9 protein-coding genes are annotated in these 14,218 nt (G+C 68.6%); 4 read left to right on the top strand and 5 right to left on the bottom strand.

Annotation, left to right across the window (positions count from 1 at the left end; translation table 11 throughout):
• Nucleotides 1–12: 12 nt before the first annotated feature.
• Genes QA861_RS00645 through QA861_RS00655 form a run of 3 tightly spaced genes read left to right on the top strand, consistent with a single transcriptional unit; the run spans nucleotide 13 to nucleotide 5,379 of the window.
• Nucleotides 13–588: a hypothetical protein gene (locus QA861_RS00645; protein ID WP_334586205.1), complete on the top strand. Its 576-nt coding sequence runs from the start codon at nucleotides 13–15 to the stop codon at nucleotides 586–588.
• Nucleotides 585–2,657, top strand: coding sequence for a DEAD/DEAH box helicase family protein (locus QA861_RS00650; protein WP_334586206.1), 2,073 nt, complete (start codon nucleotides 585–587; stop codon nucleotides 2,655–2,657). The genes QA861_RS00645 and QA861_RS00650 overlap by 4 nt, the downstream gene beginning before the upstream one ends.
• Complete coding sequence (locus QA861_RS00655) at nucleotides 2,647–5,379, top strand: TerD family protein (protein WP_334586207.1); 2,733 nt, start codon at nucleotides 2,647–2,649, stop codon at nucleotides 5,377–5,379. The genes QA861_RS00650 and QA861_RS00655 overlap by 11 nt, the downstream gene beginning before the upstream one ends.
• 706 nt (nucleotides 5,380–6,085) lie before the next feature.
• Here QA861_RS00655 and QA861_RS00660 read toward each other — a convergent pair.
• Together QA861_RS00660 and QA861_RS00665 are read right to left on the bottom strand one after the other, a co-directional pair.
• The gene (locus QA861_RS00660; RefSeq protein WP_334586208.1) at nucleotides 6,086–7,000 is read right to left on the bottom strand and encodes an integrase; all 915 of its coding nucleotides are present in this window, start codon (nucleotides 6,998–7,000) and stop codon (nucleotides 6,086–6,088) included.
• 69 nt (nucleotides 7,001–7,069) lie between these two features.
• Nucleotides 7,070–7,600 carry a DEAD/DEAH box helicase family protein gene (locus QA861_RS00665; RefSeq protein ID WP_334586209.1) on the bottom strand — a complete coding sequence of 177 codons (531 nt, stop codon included), beginning with the start codon at nucleotides 7,598–7,600 and terminating at the stop codon, nucleotides 7,070–7,072.
• Between the two features lie 277 nt (nucleotides 7,601–7,877).
• Here QA861_RS00665 and QA861_RS00670 point away from each other — a divergent pair, with 277 nt between their 5' ends.
• A complete protein-coding gene (locus QA861_RS00670; protein WP_334586210.1) occupies nucleotides 7,878–9,026 on the top strand; it encodes a hypothetical protein in 1,149 nt (382 codons plus the stop codon).
• Between the two features lie 136 nt (nucleotides 9,027–9,162).
• Here QA861_RS00670 and QA861_RS00675 read toward each other — a convergent pair whose 3' ends face one another.
• The 3 genes from QA861_RS00675 to QA861_RS00685 all read right to left on the bottom strand — a co-directional run bounded on the left by QA861_RS00675 (nucleotide 9,163) and on the right by QA861_RS00685 (nucleotide 14,107).
• Entirely contained in the window at nucleotides 9,163–9,822 is a 660-nt protein-coding gene (locus QA861_RS00675) for a hypothetical protein (protein WP_334586211.1), read from the bottom strand.
• A gap of 1 nt (nucleotide 9,823) precedes the next feature.
• Nucleotides 9,824–10,714, bottom strand: a complete 891-nt coding sequence (locus QA861_RS00680; RefSeq protein ID WP_334586212.1) for an ATP-grasp domain-containing protein — start codon at nucleotides 10,712–10,714, stop codon at nucleotides 9,824–9,826.
• A gap of 330 nt (nucleotides 10,715–11,044) precedes the next feature.
• A complete protein-coding gene (locus QA861_RS00685; RefSeq protein WP_334586213.1) occupies nucleotides 11,045–14,107 on the bottom strand; it encodes a hypothetical protein in 3,063 nt (1,020 codons plus the stop codon).
• Between the last annotated feature and the right edge of the window lie 111 nt (nucleotides 14,108–14,218).

Here is a 14,218-nt window from a genome sequence, read left to right on the forward strand (position 1 = left end):
TGGTTCGAACGTATGGCAGCGATTCCTGGTGTGCGGTTCACCGGAAGCCCTGGTGTCGTCCGCGAAGCGCTCGCAGAGGCCCGCGTCCGTCCGAAGGTGTCGTACGGCTCGCTGACGTGGCCGTCTGCTGAGGGCCGTACGTCGGCAACGCCGGCCAGTCGGCATGTGCCGGTGGAGGCGAGCGGAACGGACCTGGTCACCCGGGTCTGGGAGGCGCTGGAGCTTCCCGGTGGGGCGATGGACTACCACTTCGTCCTCCAAGGCGCGGTGGACCGCTTGTGGAGCGGCAGACGCTCCTACCCTGACGGGCTTGAGCTGCTTGAGGTGTTCGCGCTGCTGGACTTGGAGTTGATGGAGGCTGCCCCGCAGGCCGTCTCCTTTGACACCGGCTCCGTCCCGACCTCGTTCGTTCACGTGACGTCCGTTCCCCGGCTGGTGATGCTGCTGGAACGCGAAGGCGCCTTCACCGACGCCCTCGAAGTGGCGCGACGGCTGGCCCGTTTCGAGCAGGGTGAGGATGCGGTGGACCGTCTCTCGGGGAAGATCGGCGCACTGGCGGCCGAGACGACGGCTGGCGGGGCGGCATGAGTGCCGGGCTGGAGCGGCTGCTCCCCTCGACGTCCTACCTGGAAGAGGCCTTCCTGCGCTGGGTGCTCACTCCAGCCGCGCAGCGGGGCATCGTGGCGCATGTGCACAGTCAGCATCCGGTGACGGTCAACGAGCGCACCTACCGGCTGGACTATCTGATCGCTGGCGAGTCGCTGCATCTGGCCGTGGAGTTGGACGGGTTCGCCTTCCACAGTGACCGTGCCGCCTTCACCTACGACCGGTTGCGGCAGAACGACCTGGCGGCCACAGGGCTGACGGTGCTGCGGTTTTCCTACGATGCGGTGCGCCTGGACACCGCACGCTGCGTCGCGCAGTTGCAGGCGATGCTGCGCCAGGATCCAGTGCTCTCGCCCCTGGTCATCGCCGCGCCGCGCGTCGAGGTCCCGGAGATGGTGGGCGATCCCCTGCGGGCGGCCGATCCGCCTCGGGGTACCCGGTCACCGGATGATGAGGCCTACTTCGCCGGTGTGCGCGCTCAGGTGACCCGAGAGCCGTTGCGTACCTGCCAGGACGAGGCCCTGGCCGCGCTGGCCAACTACTACGCTTCCGGCGGTCGGCATGCGGCCACGGTGATGGCGGTCGGGGCCGGCAAGACCGCGCTGGGGGTGGCGGCCGCGTTGTCCTTCACCAGGCGGCGAGCGCTGGTGGTGACTCCGGGCTCGGTCATCCGCGGCACCTTCGCCAAGGCACTCGACCCCGGTGTGCCGGGCAATGTCCTGTACGGACTGGCGGGCGGGCCCCTGCTGCCGGGTGCCCGGCCGCCGGCCACACTGGTGCTGGACGCAGAGGACGGGCAGATCAGCCAGGTGAGTCGGCAGCGGTTGCTGGCTGCGGACGTGCTGGTCACCAACTTCCATGCGCTGGGTACTGGCGACAAGGGCGGGGACCTGCTGGCCAAGCTGGAGCCGGGCGATGTCGACTTCATCGTTGTCGACGAGGCCCATATCGCGGCCAGCGCCTCCTATCAGCGGCTGTTCGCCCACTTCCGGGATGCGCGCACGCTGTTGATGTCGGCGTGCTTCCAGCGTCTGGACGGCAAGCCGATCGACGCCGATGTCGTCTACCGCTACCGGCTGGTGGACTCCATCGCGGACGGCTCGGCGAAGAACCTGCGCGTGCACCGGTTCGCCCCGGACGCGGCGACGACGGTGTACGAGGCGGTGTGGCCCGACGGGCGACGCGAGCAGATCACCGGCCGCGATGCGCTGTTGGCCGCGTTGGGCGACGAGCGGAGGATGGCCCGCATCACCGCGCAGTCCGATGCCTCGATCCGGCAGGTGATGATGGTGACGCGGGCCTGTCTGGATGCGCAGGCCAAGCTGCTGGCTCCGGTCAAACCCCGGGCGCTGTTTGCGGCGATGGGTGAGGCCCACGCCCGGCAGATCGCCCGGATCGCCGAAGAGCACGGCATTCCCTGCGCCACGCTGCACCACAGCATGTCGGCGTCGTCGATCAAAGCCACCCGGCGGCGCTTCGAGTCGGACGCGGGTGATCTGCAGGGCATCGTGCAACTGCGGATGCTTGGCCAGGGCTACGACTTCCCGCCCATCACCGTGGTCGTGCCCGTGCGTCCCTATGGCAGTTTCGGCGAGTTCTACCAATTCATCGGACGTGGCGTGCGGGTGCTGCGCCAGCCGGGTCTGGCAGCCGATCAGCAGTATCTGGATGTGGTCTGCCATGCCGAACTCGGCCTCGAGGACCATCTGGAGGCCATGTGCGCGGACAACGACATGGATCCCGCGCTGCTGCTCGGCGTTCCCTTGATCGACACCTCCACGCTGGAGGCGGACTTCGCCGGCGGTAACGGCCTCGGGGAAGGTGACTCTGACAGTGCGCTCCCGGGCGGAGTCGACGCGTTCGTGCTGTACGAGCAGGGGCGTGTTGAGCAGCGGGTCGTGCATGACCTGGACCGGGTGGAGGCCCGGCGGGCGGAGCGGGAAATGCAGCTGATGGCCCAGCGCTACGCCGTCTACGCGCAGAACACCGCGACCCCGATGCCGTTTGAGCAGTTCGTCGACTACATGCGGAGGCTGACCGGTGGCCAGTGAACAGCCGCGCTGGTGGCACCCCGCTATCGATGCCTCTCCCAAAGAGGCGCTTGCCCTGGAGGCAGCTGCCGGGCAGCAGCAAAGGTTCACTCAGCTCGACACACTCGCCGCCCGGCTGCTGACTACAGCGCTCAGGGGCCAGCTCATGGTCTCGGTGGTCCGCGGCATCGGACCGCAGGCCGCGGACAACGTCGAGGTGCTGGGGCTCAGCTCCCAGGAAAAGGCGTGGTGTGCTGAAACGTTCGGGGTGCCGGAGCAGCAGCGGCGTGGTGCCTGGTACCTGCCGCAGAAGCTGTCACTGAAAGCCGGGGCGGTGAACCTGCCCCAGCTGGTACGCGAACGCCCAGCCCATGCCCTGACGCTGGCCGCGGACGACTCGGCCAGCGTGAGCCTGGTGGACGGCGCAGCCGACGCGGTGCTGCTGTGGGCAGTGCTGGTCCCGTTGTTCGAGACACTGATCGAACCGATCCGGGTTCGGGCAGCGGGGTCTGGGAAGACGACCGACGACCAGCGGCAACTGTGGTCCGGCATCGAGGAACGCTACCGGCTGCTGGGCATCGCCGGCGATGTTCTGGAGGCCTTCCGCTTCGGCGGCGGATGGCACCGGCTGGACCGGCACGGTCAGCAGCACGCCCGCCTGCGCCTCCTGGACGCTTTGGCCTCCGTTGATCCGCTGCAGCTCGTCACCCGCCATCGCATCCTGCAACTGCAGGCGCTGATGGCCGGATTCGCCAAGAAATCCAAGACCGGCACCGCCCTCGCGCGCCGGGTTGCGACGCGCGCACTGCAGCCGGTTGTCTCCGGCTACTTCGCCGGCGACTGGCTGGCCACGCTGGACTACCTGCAGGCGCCGCCGCACCCGGACGAGGAGGTCATCACTGCGCTGCCCGAACCGCGCCTGTATGTGGGAATGTCCGCCCAGGCGGCCGACATGGCAGCCGAGGCAGGCATCCCAGAGGACGAGATCCACGCGATGCTCGCGGCCTTCCTCGGGGGCCCGACCTCCCTCTCCCCCGTCGAAGAACGCGTGGCGGCTCTGCGCGAGTGGTGGACGGCCTTCGACCAGGCGCACGCCGTCCAAAGACCCGGCATGCGGCCGCTGTGGGGGCTCGTCGACGACAACATCATGGCGTTTTCCTGGCAGGACGAACACGGCTTCACCCAGCAGCTGTACCGGCAGGTGCTGCCCGCTTCCGTCAACGAGCAGGTGGACCGGCTGTGGCACTCGGTGACCCTGCAGCGGCACGCCAAGAGCCTCGTCAGCAACCCCCGCCCCCACCAGCTGATGGCCGAAGCCCTCGGCCCCGCCCTGGAGTTCTGGCACGGCGTCGCGCTGACCGCCTGGTTCGTGTGCGAAGGCCCCTACTCCCGCGCTCCCCTGTCCGGTGTGGCCGACCACTACAGCCGCACCCTCACCGCGCTGACCGCCGCCAACTGCCCCGTCTCCCCGGACCTGTTCGAGGAACTGCGCATCGCTGAACAGCACCTGGGCCCTGAAGAGATGATCGTCAACGAGCGCACAGAGCTCCCGGTGGACAGCACCATCGGCGCCTTCACCATGACGTCGACCATCAGCGGCGGCAGCCGCCGCGAAGGGTTCGAACGCATCCGCGACATCATCACCCGCCATCGTCGTGCCTGGACCGAGCAGCACCTCGACACCTACCTGCAGCAGCGCTGGCGCACCGCCTTGGAGGGCGTCGCCCAGGCGCACCACCGGTTCGTGGCCGCGAAGGGCTGTCCGCCCACCCTGATCCAGTTCGCCCAGTTCGCCACCGCCGCAGCCAACCAGTGGACCGGCGGCGACCTCGGCGCTCTCTACACCGCGATCGGGGAACCCGCACCCGCCCAGCAACTGCACCCGGTCCGTCTGCTGTCCGGTGACGGCTATGACGTCGCCCAGCGCGTCTACACCGCGCTCGGCGGCACCGCGGTCGACAACGACCTGCGCATGAACCAGCCCGAAGAAGCCCGACGGCAATGGCAACTCAGCCGCCTAGCCGTCGAAAGTCTGCGATACCTGCAGCTCCACGAAGCGCTCGGACAGCCCCCGACGGGCAAACAGTTCGGCTCTTCACGCCTGGCCTGGCCATGGCCCGGAGAGGAAGCTGAGGGCTGGCCGCTTTTCCAGCACACCCTCGCCGCTCTGACCAATACCAGTCCACCCGCAAGTGAACCTGCCGCAGGGACGGCCGAGGCCGCCCCAAGCCTGCTGGACAACACCAAGCACGTGCTGGCCAAGGGAGCCAACGCCCCTCTGCGAACCGAATCGGTAGCGGTGCGCCTCATCACTACCGGCGTGCCAGTCGATGTCTCTGCCGTACTCCTCACCAGCCACGGCAAAGTACGCAGCGACCACGACCTCGTCTTCTACAACCACCCGCACCACGACGGAGTCCGCACCAGCGGCAACACGGTCACCGCAGATCTGCCCCACGTGCCCGACGACGTCCACACCGTGGCCGTCATCGCCAGCATCGACCTCGAAGCCCAACCCACCGCCTCCTTCGACCAGAACACCACCTGGCACGTCGAGGTCACCCAACCCACTGGCGGCGGACTCGCCTTCACGCCTGCCCCCTTCGTCTCGGGTGAGACCGTCACCATCGCCATGGAGATCTACCGGCACACTTCAGGCTGGAAAGCGCGTGCTGTCGGCCAGGGCTACGACACCGGGCTTGCCGGCCTGGCCGCGGACTACGGCATCAGCGTCGACCCCTGACGGCGATGCCAGCGCTGGCCGCTAGGGTCGATTCTGTGATCAGCAGTCACGAGCCAAACCCGGCGTCCGGCAAGGACGCGGCAGGAGACGGTCCATCCATCGTCTTCCTCACGCGAGTGCAACCGTGACCGAAACCCACGTCGTGTGTCGGGTAGTGCTGGAACTGCTGTGATCGCAGGAGCCGTCCGTCACCCCGCGCCTGCCGGTTGCTGGCCGGCTGGGAGGCCTGACTGCTGATGGGATGGCGTGCCCGCCGGGCAGGTTCGGCGTGAGCACTGGATCCACTAGGGCGCGAGTTGTGCCTTTCGTTGGCTGCGCAAGTTCCGCACGAGAGTGAAGGGTTGGGTGCCGATGCTGTTCATTGGCAACGACAGGGCCGAGGACCACCACGACGTCGAGCTGCAGGACGCGACGGGCCGCAGGCTGGCCGCGGCCCGGCTGCCCGAGGCGTGAAGGGCATCGCCAAGCTGCACACCCTGATCGCTACCCCATGGGATGCCTGACCAGCACAAACCTAGCTGCCCAGACCACGCAGCCATAGCGAAATCCTGAGCCGATCACCATGTTCCGAAACGATCACTAAATCTGCACCTCAGAGCCTGCCTTCATTCCAACTGTCCCAGGAAATCCCAGGTCAGATCCATGCCACACCACAGCAAGAGATCCTGAAACGATCACTAGATACACATGACAGCGCATCATCCACCTAGTGATCGTTAGCGGATTTGTCACACGGCCGGCCGCGGGAGGGGCCGTGCAGGCCGACCAGGAACATCCCGTGAACGGACTGGGCGGGGTACTGGGTGGTGATGTACTCGAAGTAGGTGTGGATCATCGCCGGGCTCGCCCGGCGCACCGTCCCCCCGCACACAGTGCTGTCCTGCCAGGCCCAGGGGGTCTTCGTCTTGACCCGGGCCCGGTTGGCGTTGTCCTCACGGTGGCAGATGTGCACATGCGGACCCCGGCACTGACCGCACGCGGCCTGCTCACGCAGGTGAAGGTCGACCAGACGCAGCCCGCACAGCTCACCGATCCGGAAACCGCCGTCGGCCAGCCACGTGACCACCAGCCGGTCCCGCGCGCACGACACCGCCCCCAGCAGCAGATCCCGGGCTCCCTCGGGCAGCATCTTCGGATGCCGGCGCACCCGCTCCGCCGGAGCCAGAGGGTTCGCGGGCATGCTGTGCAGGACGTGCCCGAGCATCGCCCGCCGCCGATCCACCCGCGTCGGCAACCGTGTTGCGCGCAGCGCCTCCGCAAGCGCAGGGTTCACGCCGTGGATGCCCAGGCGGAGGTAGAAACCCTTCAGACAGGCCGCCGCGGTCTTCAACGCGCTGTGCCCGTACGGGCGCTTCCCCTCCCTCCACGGCAACCCGAACGGCCCCGGATAATCCGCCCCCAGAGCCGCCATGTAGTGCCGCAGATCCTCGAGCGACACCGACCCTGCGTCCAGCCCCGCGAACCGCAGCCACCGCAGATGATCCACCAGCACATACGCGTACGTACGATCCGTACCCGCCCGGCAGGAACGCAGGAAGCCGTCCGCCTCCCCCACCACCGAGCAGTCCGTGTCCACGACCGTGTAACAGACCCGGCCGTCCCCGCGGACGATCTCCTGCACGCGTAACTCACCCACCACCAACCGACCACCCACCCGCGCCTCGCCCCCTCCAGACCCAGGGCCGCCCCGTCAGCGGCACCTTCCGGCCCCGAGTCCACACCCCTCCCCCGGCCCCGCGGACCACTCCACGCGAACTTCCCACACACCCAAGTGACGGTTGGTAAAGTCGGCGATCACCAGGTCCCAGGGGCCAAGTCCGTGCTGGTCGTGGGCGTCCCGGATGCGGTGCAGCGAGTCGTAGGTGGCGAACACGGTGACGGGGCCGCCCACCCGCATCGCGCGGGCGATCGCCCGGGGGTAACGGGTCATGACCCCCTCGCGGGGCGCGAGTCCGCTCTGTCTCTGGCTCAGGGAGCACACGCCGAGCACCAATCCCGGCTGGCCGGCCTCGCGCCAGCGGCGGATGGTCTGCGTCACCAGAGCTTTGGTCGGCATCAGCACCAGTACCGTGCCCTGCGGGGCCAGACGCCGTGCGGCCTGCTGCGCGATCAGGGTCTTGCCGGAGCCGCAGGCGGACACCACCGTCATGCGCGGCTGTCCCTCGGCGGCAGCGGCCTCGATCGCGGCGAGCGCCTCGGTCTGGTGACTGCGTAGCCTCAATACCGCCCCCAACCCTGCCTACGGGTCCCTTGAGATCGCGAGAATGTACCGGCTCGCCACGATCAAGCGGGCACGCGATGGACGCTTTTCGGCCAATGCCTGAGCCCTGCAGGACGTGATCGGAGGAACGGGACGCGGACGCCCGTATGAATCCGTAGAGAAAGACGGGAAAGGGCGGGCCGCCGGGCGGGACACGCTGGTGTGGTGAGTGATCCGGTAAGCGGCTCCGGGCGGATGGCCGTGCCGAGGGCACGGCGGCGAGGAAGGCATGCGGCGGATGACGGCAGCCCGAGGGTCCGGCAGCGGCACGGCCAGGTCCCGTCGTACGAAGACCTGGCGGCCGGCAAAGCGGCTGGGACTGTCGAAGCTGGCGTTCATCGGCGGCGAGTCGACCGGCTCGTACACGCGGCGCCTGGCGGACCTCAACACCATCCCGTACGACGAGTTCTGGCACATGTTCGGTGCGCCGCTACGCAAGGACCGCGGGGTGGGTGATCCGCTGTGCAGCGACGGCTACCTGAACCGGACCGCGCTGGAGCGACTCGCCGTCATGTCCAACAGGCCGGTGGCCCAGCTGCAGTTCGCGCTGCCGAACCTGCGCAGCCACCGGCTTCTGGAAGGTGACGGGCCGCCGGTGTGGGACTGGCCCTGGGATGCGCGCGGCTGCTTCCTGGTACGGGTGTGCGCGCTGTGCGCCCAGAGCAGGGGAACGAGCCCGGAGGCGTATCTGGCCAGCGACGCGACCTGGAACGTGTGCCTCCGGCACGAGCGCTGGCTGGACAACCGGCGCGAGGCGGGAGCCGACGCCATCGATCTCACCCCGCTGCCCGAGGTCGTTCAGGCTCACCGGTTGAGACTGCAACTGGAGCGGCGACTGGGCGCGGGCGGCCGTGCGATGTTCGCGGACGCCTACGCCATCACCTCGTGCTGGTGGAACATCCCCGCCCTCAACCCGCCCGTGTGGCAAGCCCGCAGACGTGTGCTGGGCCGAGCCGGGCGCGACGAACTGCGTGTCGCACCGCTCATGTTCTACCCCGAGACGGTCCGCCTCGCCCAGGCGCTGGCCGCACGGGAGCGACGGCGCCTGCGGCGCACCCTCACCCCCGACGAGGACCGCGCCTGGATGGAGCAGGTCACGCATCTCGTTGGCTCATGGGGCATGCCAGTGGCTGAGGCATCCAGCCTGGTCGGCATCTGGACATTGCACCATCCCCTGCTGCCATGGCCACGACGCACGAGACCGGCCGCAGCGCCACCGCCGGCTCACGGCCGCTGGCGGCGCCTGCCGTCGGCCGCCCCGCACACCGACCAGACGTTGGAGGCGAGGCTCGGCGAGCGGTCCTGTCTGCCGTGGAAACTCGGCGAGATGATCACCACCGAGCTGCTCCCCGCACCTGGAGGGTGGAGCCTGCGCGGCCGCGTTTGATGGCGGCCCCGGCTGGGATGTCAGATGTTCAAGGTGTGGAGCAGCGTGCCTACACAGTCGTTGTCGATGGTCTCGACGGAAGCGGTGTATACGGTGCCGGGGTTGGGGGGTTGTGGAGTGCTGGCGGCTGTGTCGCTCACTTCGGATGTGCGGGTTGCGAGCAGGTCGTAGAGGTTGGGCATGTCGGCTCCGTGGTATCGGGATGGGTGGTGCTGTGCAGAGTGCACAGCACTACGGTGAAGAAGATCAGAGCAGAGGCAATCGCGAGCATCGCTGCATCCCGGAAGACGGTGAGGAAAGTCCTGACGGTCTCTTCGCCGATGCTGACGTACTGGACGTATCCAGCGGCAAGTTGCTTCTGGACGGGCGGGGTCCCCTGAGCCGTCAGGGCGGTGTCCATCCGGCCCAGGACCGCTCGTCCGGTCAGAACCGTGGCGGCTCCGGCAACCGCCAGGACGGCAAGGAGGCATGACAACGCCCAGGCCGCGATCAGCACCCAGTGTTCGGAGAGCACCGCCTGTGACCTGGCGGTGATGGCAGCGGTCAGGGCAAGGGAGACCGTGGCCAAAGCGCCGGCCCGATTGCGGATGCGGTCCAGGTCTGTTGCTTGCCGGTCGAATTGGCGGCGGCCTTCTTCGATCAGCAGGGTGAGATCCTGCGGCTGAAGGTGGTCGAGGCTGCCGGTGCAGGGGGCGGGGTCGGCGAAGGTGGGCAGCGGTCGCCCTGGGTGCAGCACTGCCGCGCAGTACAGGAGGTAGAGGCGGGGTTCGGCGAACGGGCCGGTGACCGTCGGCATGTCAGTCGTCCTTCAGCCAGCCGGCCAGGCGGTCAGCGATCTGAGCGGTCATGCTGTCGGGCAGGAAAAGCCACTGTCCGCCGGGGTTGAGGTCGAGGAAGGCGGGCCCGGCCGCATCAACAATCCAGTCCTGGCATGTGAAGCCGGTTCCCAGCCGCTCAGCCAGTTCGAGCGCGGCCCGTTCTGTTTCTGGCCACCGGGAGGAAGGACGGAAGGCGTGGTGCGCCGTCATGGACTGGCGCCAGTCCAACGGGAGCCCGTCGGCGTCGAGTTCGGCGCTCCAGGCTCGGTCGCCGACGGTGACGATCCGCAGGTGGGTGCGGGCGGTGAGGTGTTCCTGCGCCAGGAAGGGGGCGTCGAGCAGGTCCGTGCCGGCCAGGTCGGCGGCGGTCACGGTCTGGGCATGCACGACGCGCTCGTGGCCGTCGGCATCAGTGAAGTTGCCCGGCCCCAGCGGTTTGAGGACGAACCGCTCGCCGAGGACGCCGGCCAGGGCCGAGGGGTTGGCGCTGATGACGGTGTTGGGGGTGCGCAATCCTGCCGCGCGGGCCGCCCGGTACTGAACGATTTTGTTCTCCGCGGCAAAGAGCGCGTCGACGTGGCACAGCCAGGTGAGTCCGTCATCCCGCAGCAGGGTGGCCAGAAGCGCCGTTCGCGCGGCGAGCCGGGCAGCGGCGTGGCTGCCCAGAACGGCGCCCGTGTCCCATCCCGCGGGAGCAAGGCGTCGGATCCAGCCGCGGGCGGGGTGTTGTACACGCAAGCAGACTGGTTCGCCGGTTCGGTCGAGCAGCGTGCTGTACTGGAGATCAAGATCACGCAGCGTGCTGGACAGCGAGGCGGCGTCAACGGCGACGGTGCCGCGCCGGGGAAGCCGGTCAAGGACTGCGGCCACGTGCGGGTCTGCCGGGTCGCCGACGAGCAGAATGGACAGAGGTCTGTCCGCAGGGGACGGCAAGCCGGAGGGGCAACTGTCTTCCTGGGACGAGGACGATCTCACAGAGCAATCGTATATGCGCACGCCATTATGCTTGCTGCCTGTGCCGACGAGGTGGCTGATCAGCGCCGCCCGAAGCCGGGCGGCTGACTCGAGAGCTCCAGAGCCGTGAGCAGTTCCGCCGGTGCTGAGAACTGCCGCGGATACAGCTTGTCCCCCAACGTGTCGATGGTGGAGAGGTCAGTTGGTGCCAAAACAATGGCCCGCCCCATGCCGCTTCGGTGATCGTCACCAGGTGAACGGGGCGGTGTGCTCGACGTCGTCCGTCCAGTACCCGTAACGGTCACCCAGGACTGCCAACAGTGCCCGTGGATCGAGAGGGCCACGGCGGACAACAAGGCCAAGGGCGCGTGCCGTGCTCACAGCGGCCATGGACAGATGCGACCGCAGAGTACGTTCCGTGAAGGCTTCCAGAGGAACAGGCGGATCTTCGGGGTGCTCGGGTGCCTGCATGACGCCGAGGATCTGGGCCCGGCGATCCTCGGAATCGCCACGCGACGGGCTCAGCCCCTGCTGTTGGGCGCGATGGTTTCCGACCACGTTGGCGATGGCGGTCAGCAGGTGCCAGTCGCGCCACCCCTCATCCCGCAGTTGCCTGGCCGTACGCCGGAAGTCGGGGTCCGCGGTCAGCCGGGGAAGGGTGTGACGCACGCTCGGGAGCATGACGGCGTAGCGGTTGCGGACGGTGTCGAGGGCTCTCTGATGCTCGTAGCCGGGGCCGGGGCCGTTCCGGGCCGGGAGGGTGGCTGTCTTCGCCGGGCCGCGGGGCGTGCCGGCCCCGACGGCTGGATCGGTCAGTGCCGCCATCGCCTGGTAGTCGTCGGGCGAGAGGAAGGCGGCCAGTTCGTCATAGGGGCGGGCGACGAAGACCTTGTGCCCCAGCCCGCTCGCGAACGTCTGCTCGATGAGTTCCATGAAGGCCTCGTGGGGCAGCAGCGACTGGGAGAGCACCACCCGGGTCAGGGCGGCAATGAGGTGGGAAGGCTCTGCGTGAAGATCCGCAGGGTCGGCCGCGGGCAGACCCACGGTCCACCGGTTGGTGTCCGGGTCGGTGACCTGTTCGCAGGCTGCGGGACGATCCCTTGGCGCGGTGGTGTCCACGCGGATCTCGGCCGTGAGACGGCCGGGCAGGAACACGGGGTCGTGCAGGGCGAGTTCGGCGAGAAGTACCTGGAGTGCCGCGGTATAGCGTTCGGCGGCGAGTACCGACGGGCGGTCGTTGGGGCAGGTGATCTCCCAGTCGACGCCGAGTGCATTCCAGGTGTAGCGGCGTGTGGGACCGGCGTCGCTGAAGGGCCGTCCCACGCCTTGTTCGTCGGCTTCGGCGGTGTACGACTCTTCGGTCGCCGCGGGGGCGCCGGCGGTCGGGGCGAGCATGTCGTCGAGGATCGTGTTGATGCCCACCGAGCCGGTGATCGCGCGGAGCACGGGGACAAAGCCGGGCCGCACTTCGGTGGCTGCGCGCAGCGTGAGCGCCTGGTCGGCCATGGTCTCCCAGACGTACGGGTAGCGGTCGTGGTTGTAGGGCTCGTCGCAGTAGGCGTCCTGTGCCGTGAGGCCGATGCAGAACAGGCGGGTGGCGGAGATCCAGTTTCCGGCCTGCCGGTCGTAGTGGGCGGCGAGGATGATGCCGCGGGGGATGAAACAGTTGAGTTCCGGGGCGGGTGCGGACTTCGCGGCGGTAGCGGCTGCGAGCGCGTACTGCTTGGCGGCGATGGACAGGCCGAGTTCGCTGTAGAGGCGCGCGCACAGCAGCAGCATGATCAGGCCGCCCTCGAGGGTGTCGCCGAGCAGCCAGTTGGTCTTGGCCTCGTGGATCTCCTGGAGTGCTTGCGGGATGCGGCCGCCCTTGATCAGGGCGTGGCCTCGGGTCTGGGCGCGTTCGCCTCGTGCCGCCTGGCCGTTGACCCGGTCGGTTGCCGCGTCGAGCAGGTCACGGACCTCCCGGTACAGAGGGTGGTCCACCAGAACCGGGGTGAGGTAGTCGAAGAGGTCGGCGGTGTGTTCGATGGGGAACAGCGGCGCGTTGTCCAAGTGGCGGCCCAGCCGGAGCAGCGTGTGCATGCCGGTGTCGAGGTCCGTGAGCGGCGGCGCCGTCTGCAGAGCAGGCACCTGCTCACCGGCTTCCGCCGCTTCGAGGACGCGTGCGGTGACCTCTGCGACGCTCGGCAGGTCCTCGGGTACCACGTGGAGGTCTGCGGTCATGTCGGTGTGCAGGGCCAGGCGGGCCCGCATGGCCAGCAGATGGGCCATCGCGTTGGGCGGCGGGTCCGCGTCCAGCAGGCGGTCGATCTTGTCTGCCAGCAGCCGCTGCCAGCCGGACAGGTCCTCTGTGGTCAGGGCGGTGAGGTCGCGGACCAGTGCCCCGAACCCGTACTGGAGGAGCACGACGGCGTCCTCGAGGATTCCGGGGTCGGTGAGGGTGTCGTCGGCGGTGAGGGTGTCGAAGAAGTCGCGGGCCAGCTGGTCCGTCGGACGCATCTCGCCGAGTCCTCGCAGGGTTGCCACGACGATCTCGTAGCGGGCCCGCAGCGCGATGTCCTCCCCCGCGGCGGCGTCCAGCAGGGCGCGGGCGTGGTCGATCCATTCCGGCAGGTCGGCCCGGGCCTCGTCGTGGAAGGTGGCGTGGCGCAGCGGGCCCCGCAGGTCCACCAGGTCGCCCAGGGTGCGGCCGGGCTCGTCGTTTGCCTGCCACCGCTGGCGGGCTTCGGTATACCAGTCGGGCAGTTCACCGGCGCCTTCCGGGCGGGGCGGAGCAAGGTCGGAGGGCAGGTGAAGGTACTGGACAGCGAGGTAGAACAGGTCGTAGTCGGCAAGGTGGAGGGCGAGGGCGGCGGCGTCCAAGATCTCCAGTTCCACCTGGTGTGTCCGGGCGGCTTCGTCGATCAGGTCGTGCCGCTTCCTGGTGGGTAGGGCGGTCACGGTGAAGTAGATGACGCGGTCAACGGGTGTGCCCTGCCCGCAGATCGAGGCGAGGTCCTTTCGGATCTTGCCCGGGACACCGGTGCTCTGGATGGTGCAGGCCATCACCACCCGCTGGGTGGAGGCCAGTGCAACGAAGCAGGAGGTGTTGGGCAATTCGCGGGGGATGTTGGTCCAGTGGCTTTCTGCGTCCCGGCCCTGGTCGCCGCCGCTGCTGACGGGGCCGGTGGCCGGGAGCAGGTTGCTGGTGATCCTCCGGCGTGCCAGGCCCAGGCACAGTGCCTCGAACTCGTGATGGCTGTTGCTTTCGCCGAGGGTGCCCAAGGCGAAGCGGATACGCTTCTCAAGCTGGACGGCATCATCGCTCACGTCGTTCCCCCTGGTCTCGCTGCCGCACTCTTACGCACGCCCAAGTGTCCAGCACCCCACTGACATCTCGGGGGCCCCGCCCGCGTTGGCGGGTACGCGTGCCGTGAGGGT

It is taken from the genome of Streptomyces sp. B21-083, assembly GCF_036898825.1.
In the GTDB taxonomy this organism is placed as follows: Bacteria; Actinomycetota; Actinomycetes; order Streptomycetales; family Streptomycetaceae; genus Streptomyces.

What these genes read in the sequence shown, in the direction of transcription:
- QA861_RS00645 (WP_334586205.1), top strand. Translation starts at nt 13, where the DNA reads ATGGCAGCGATTCCTGGTGTGCGGTTCACCGGAAGCCCTGGTGTCGTC.
- QA861_RS00650 (WP_334586206.1), top strand. Translation starts at nt 585, where the DNA reads ATGAGTGCCGGGCTGGAGCGGCTGCTCCCCTCGACGTCCTACCTGGAA.
- QA861_RS00670 (WP_334586210.1), top strand. Translation starts at nt 7,878, where the DNA reads ATGACGGCAGCCCGAGGGTCCGGCAGCGGCACGGCCAGGTCCCGTCGT.
- QA861_RS00675 (WP_334586211.1), bottom strand. Translation starts at nt 9,822, where the DNA reads ATGCCGACGGTCACCGGCCCGTTCGCCGAACCCCGCCTCTACCTCCTG.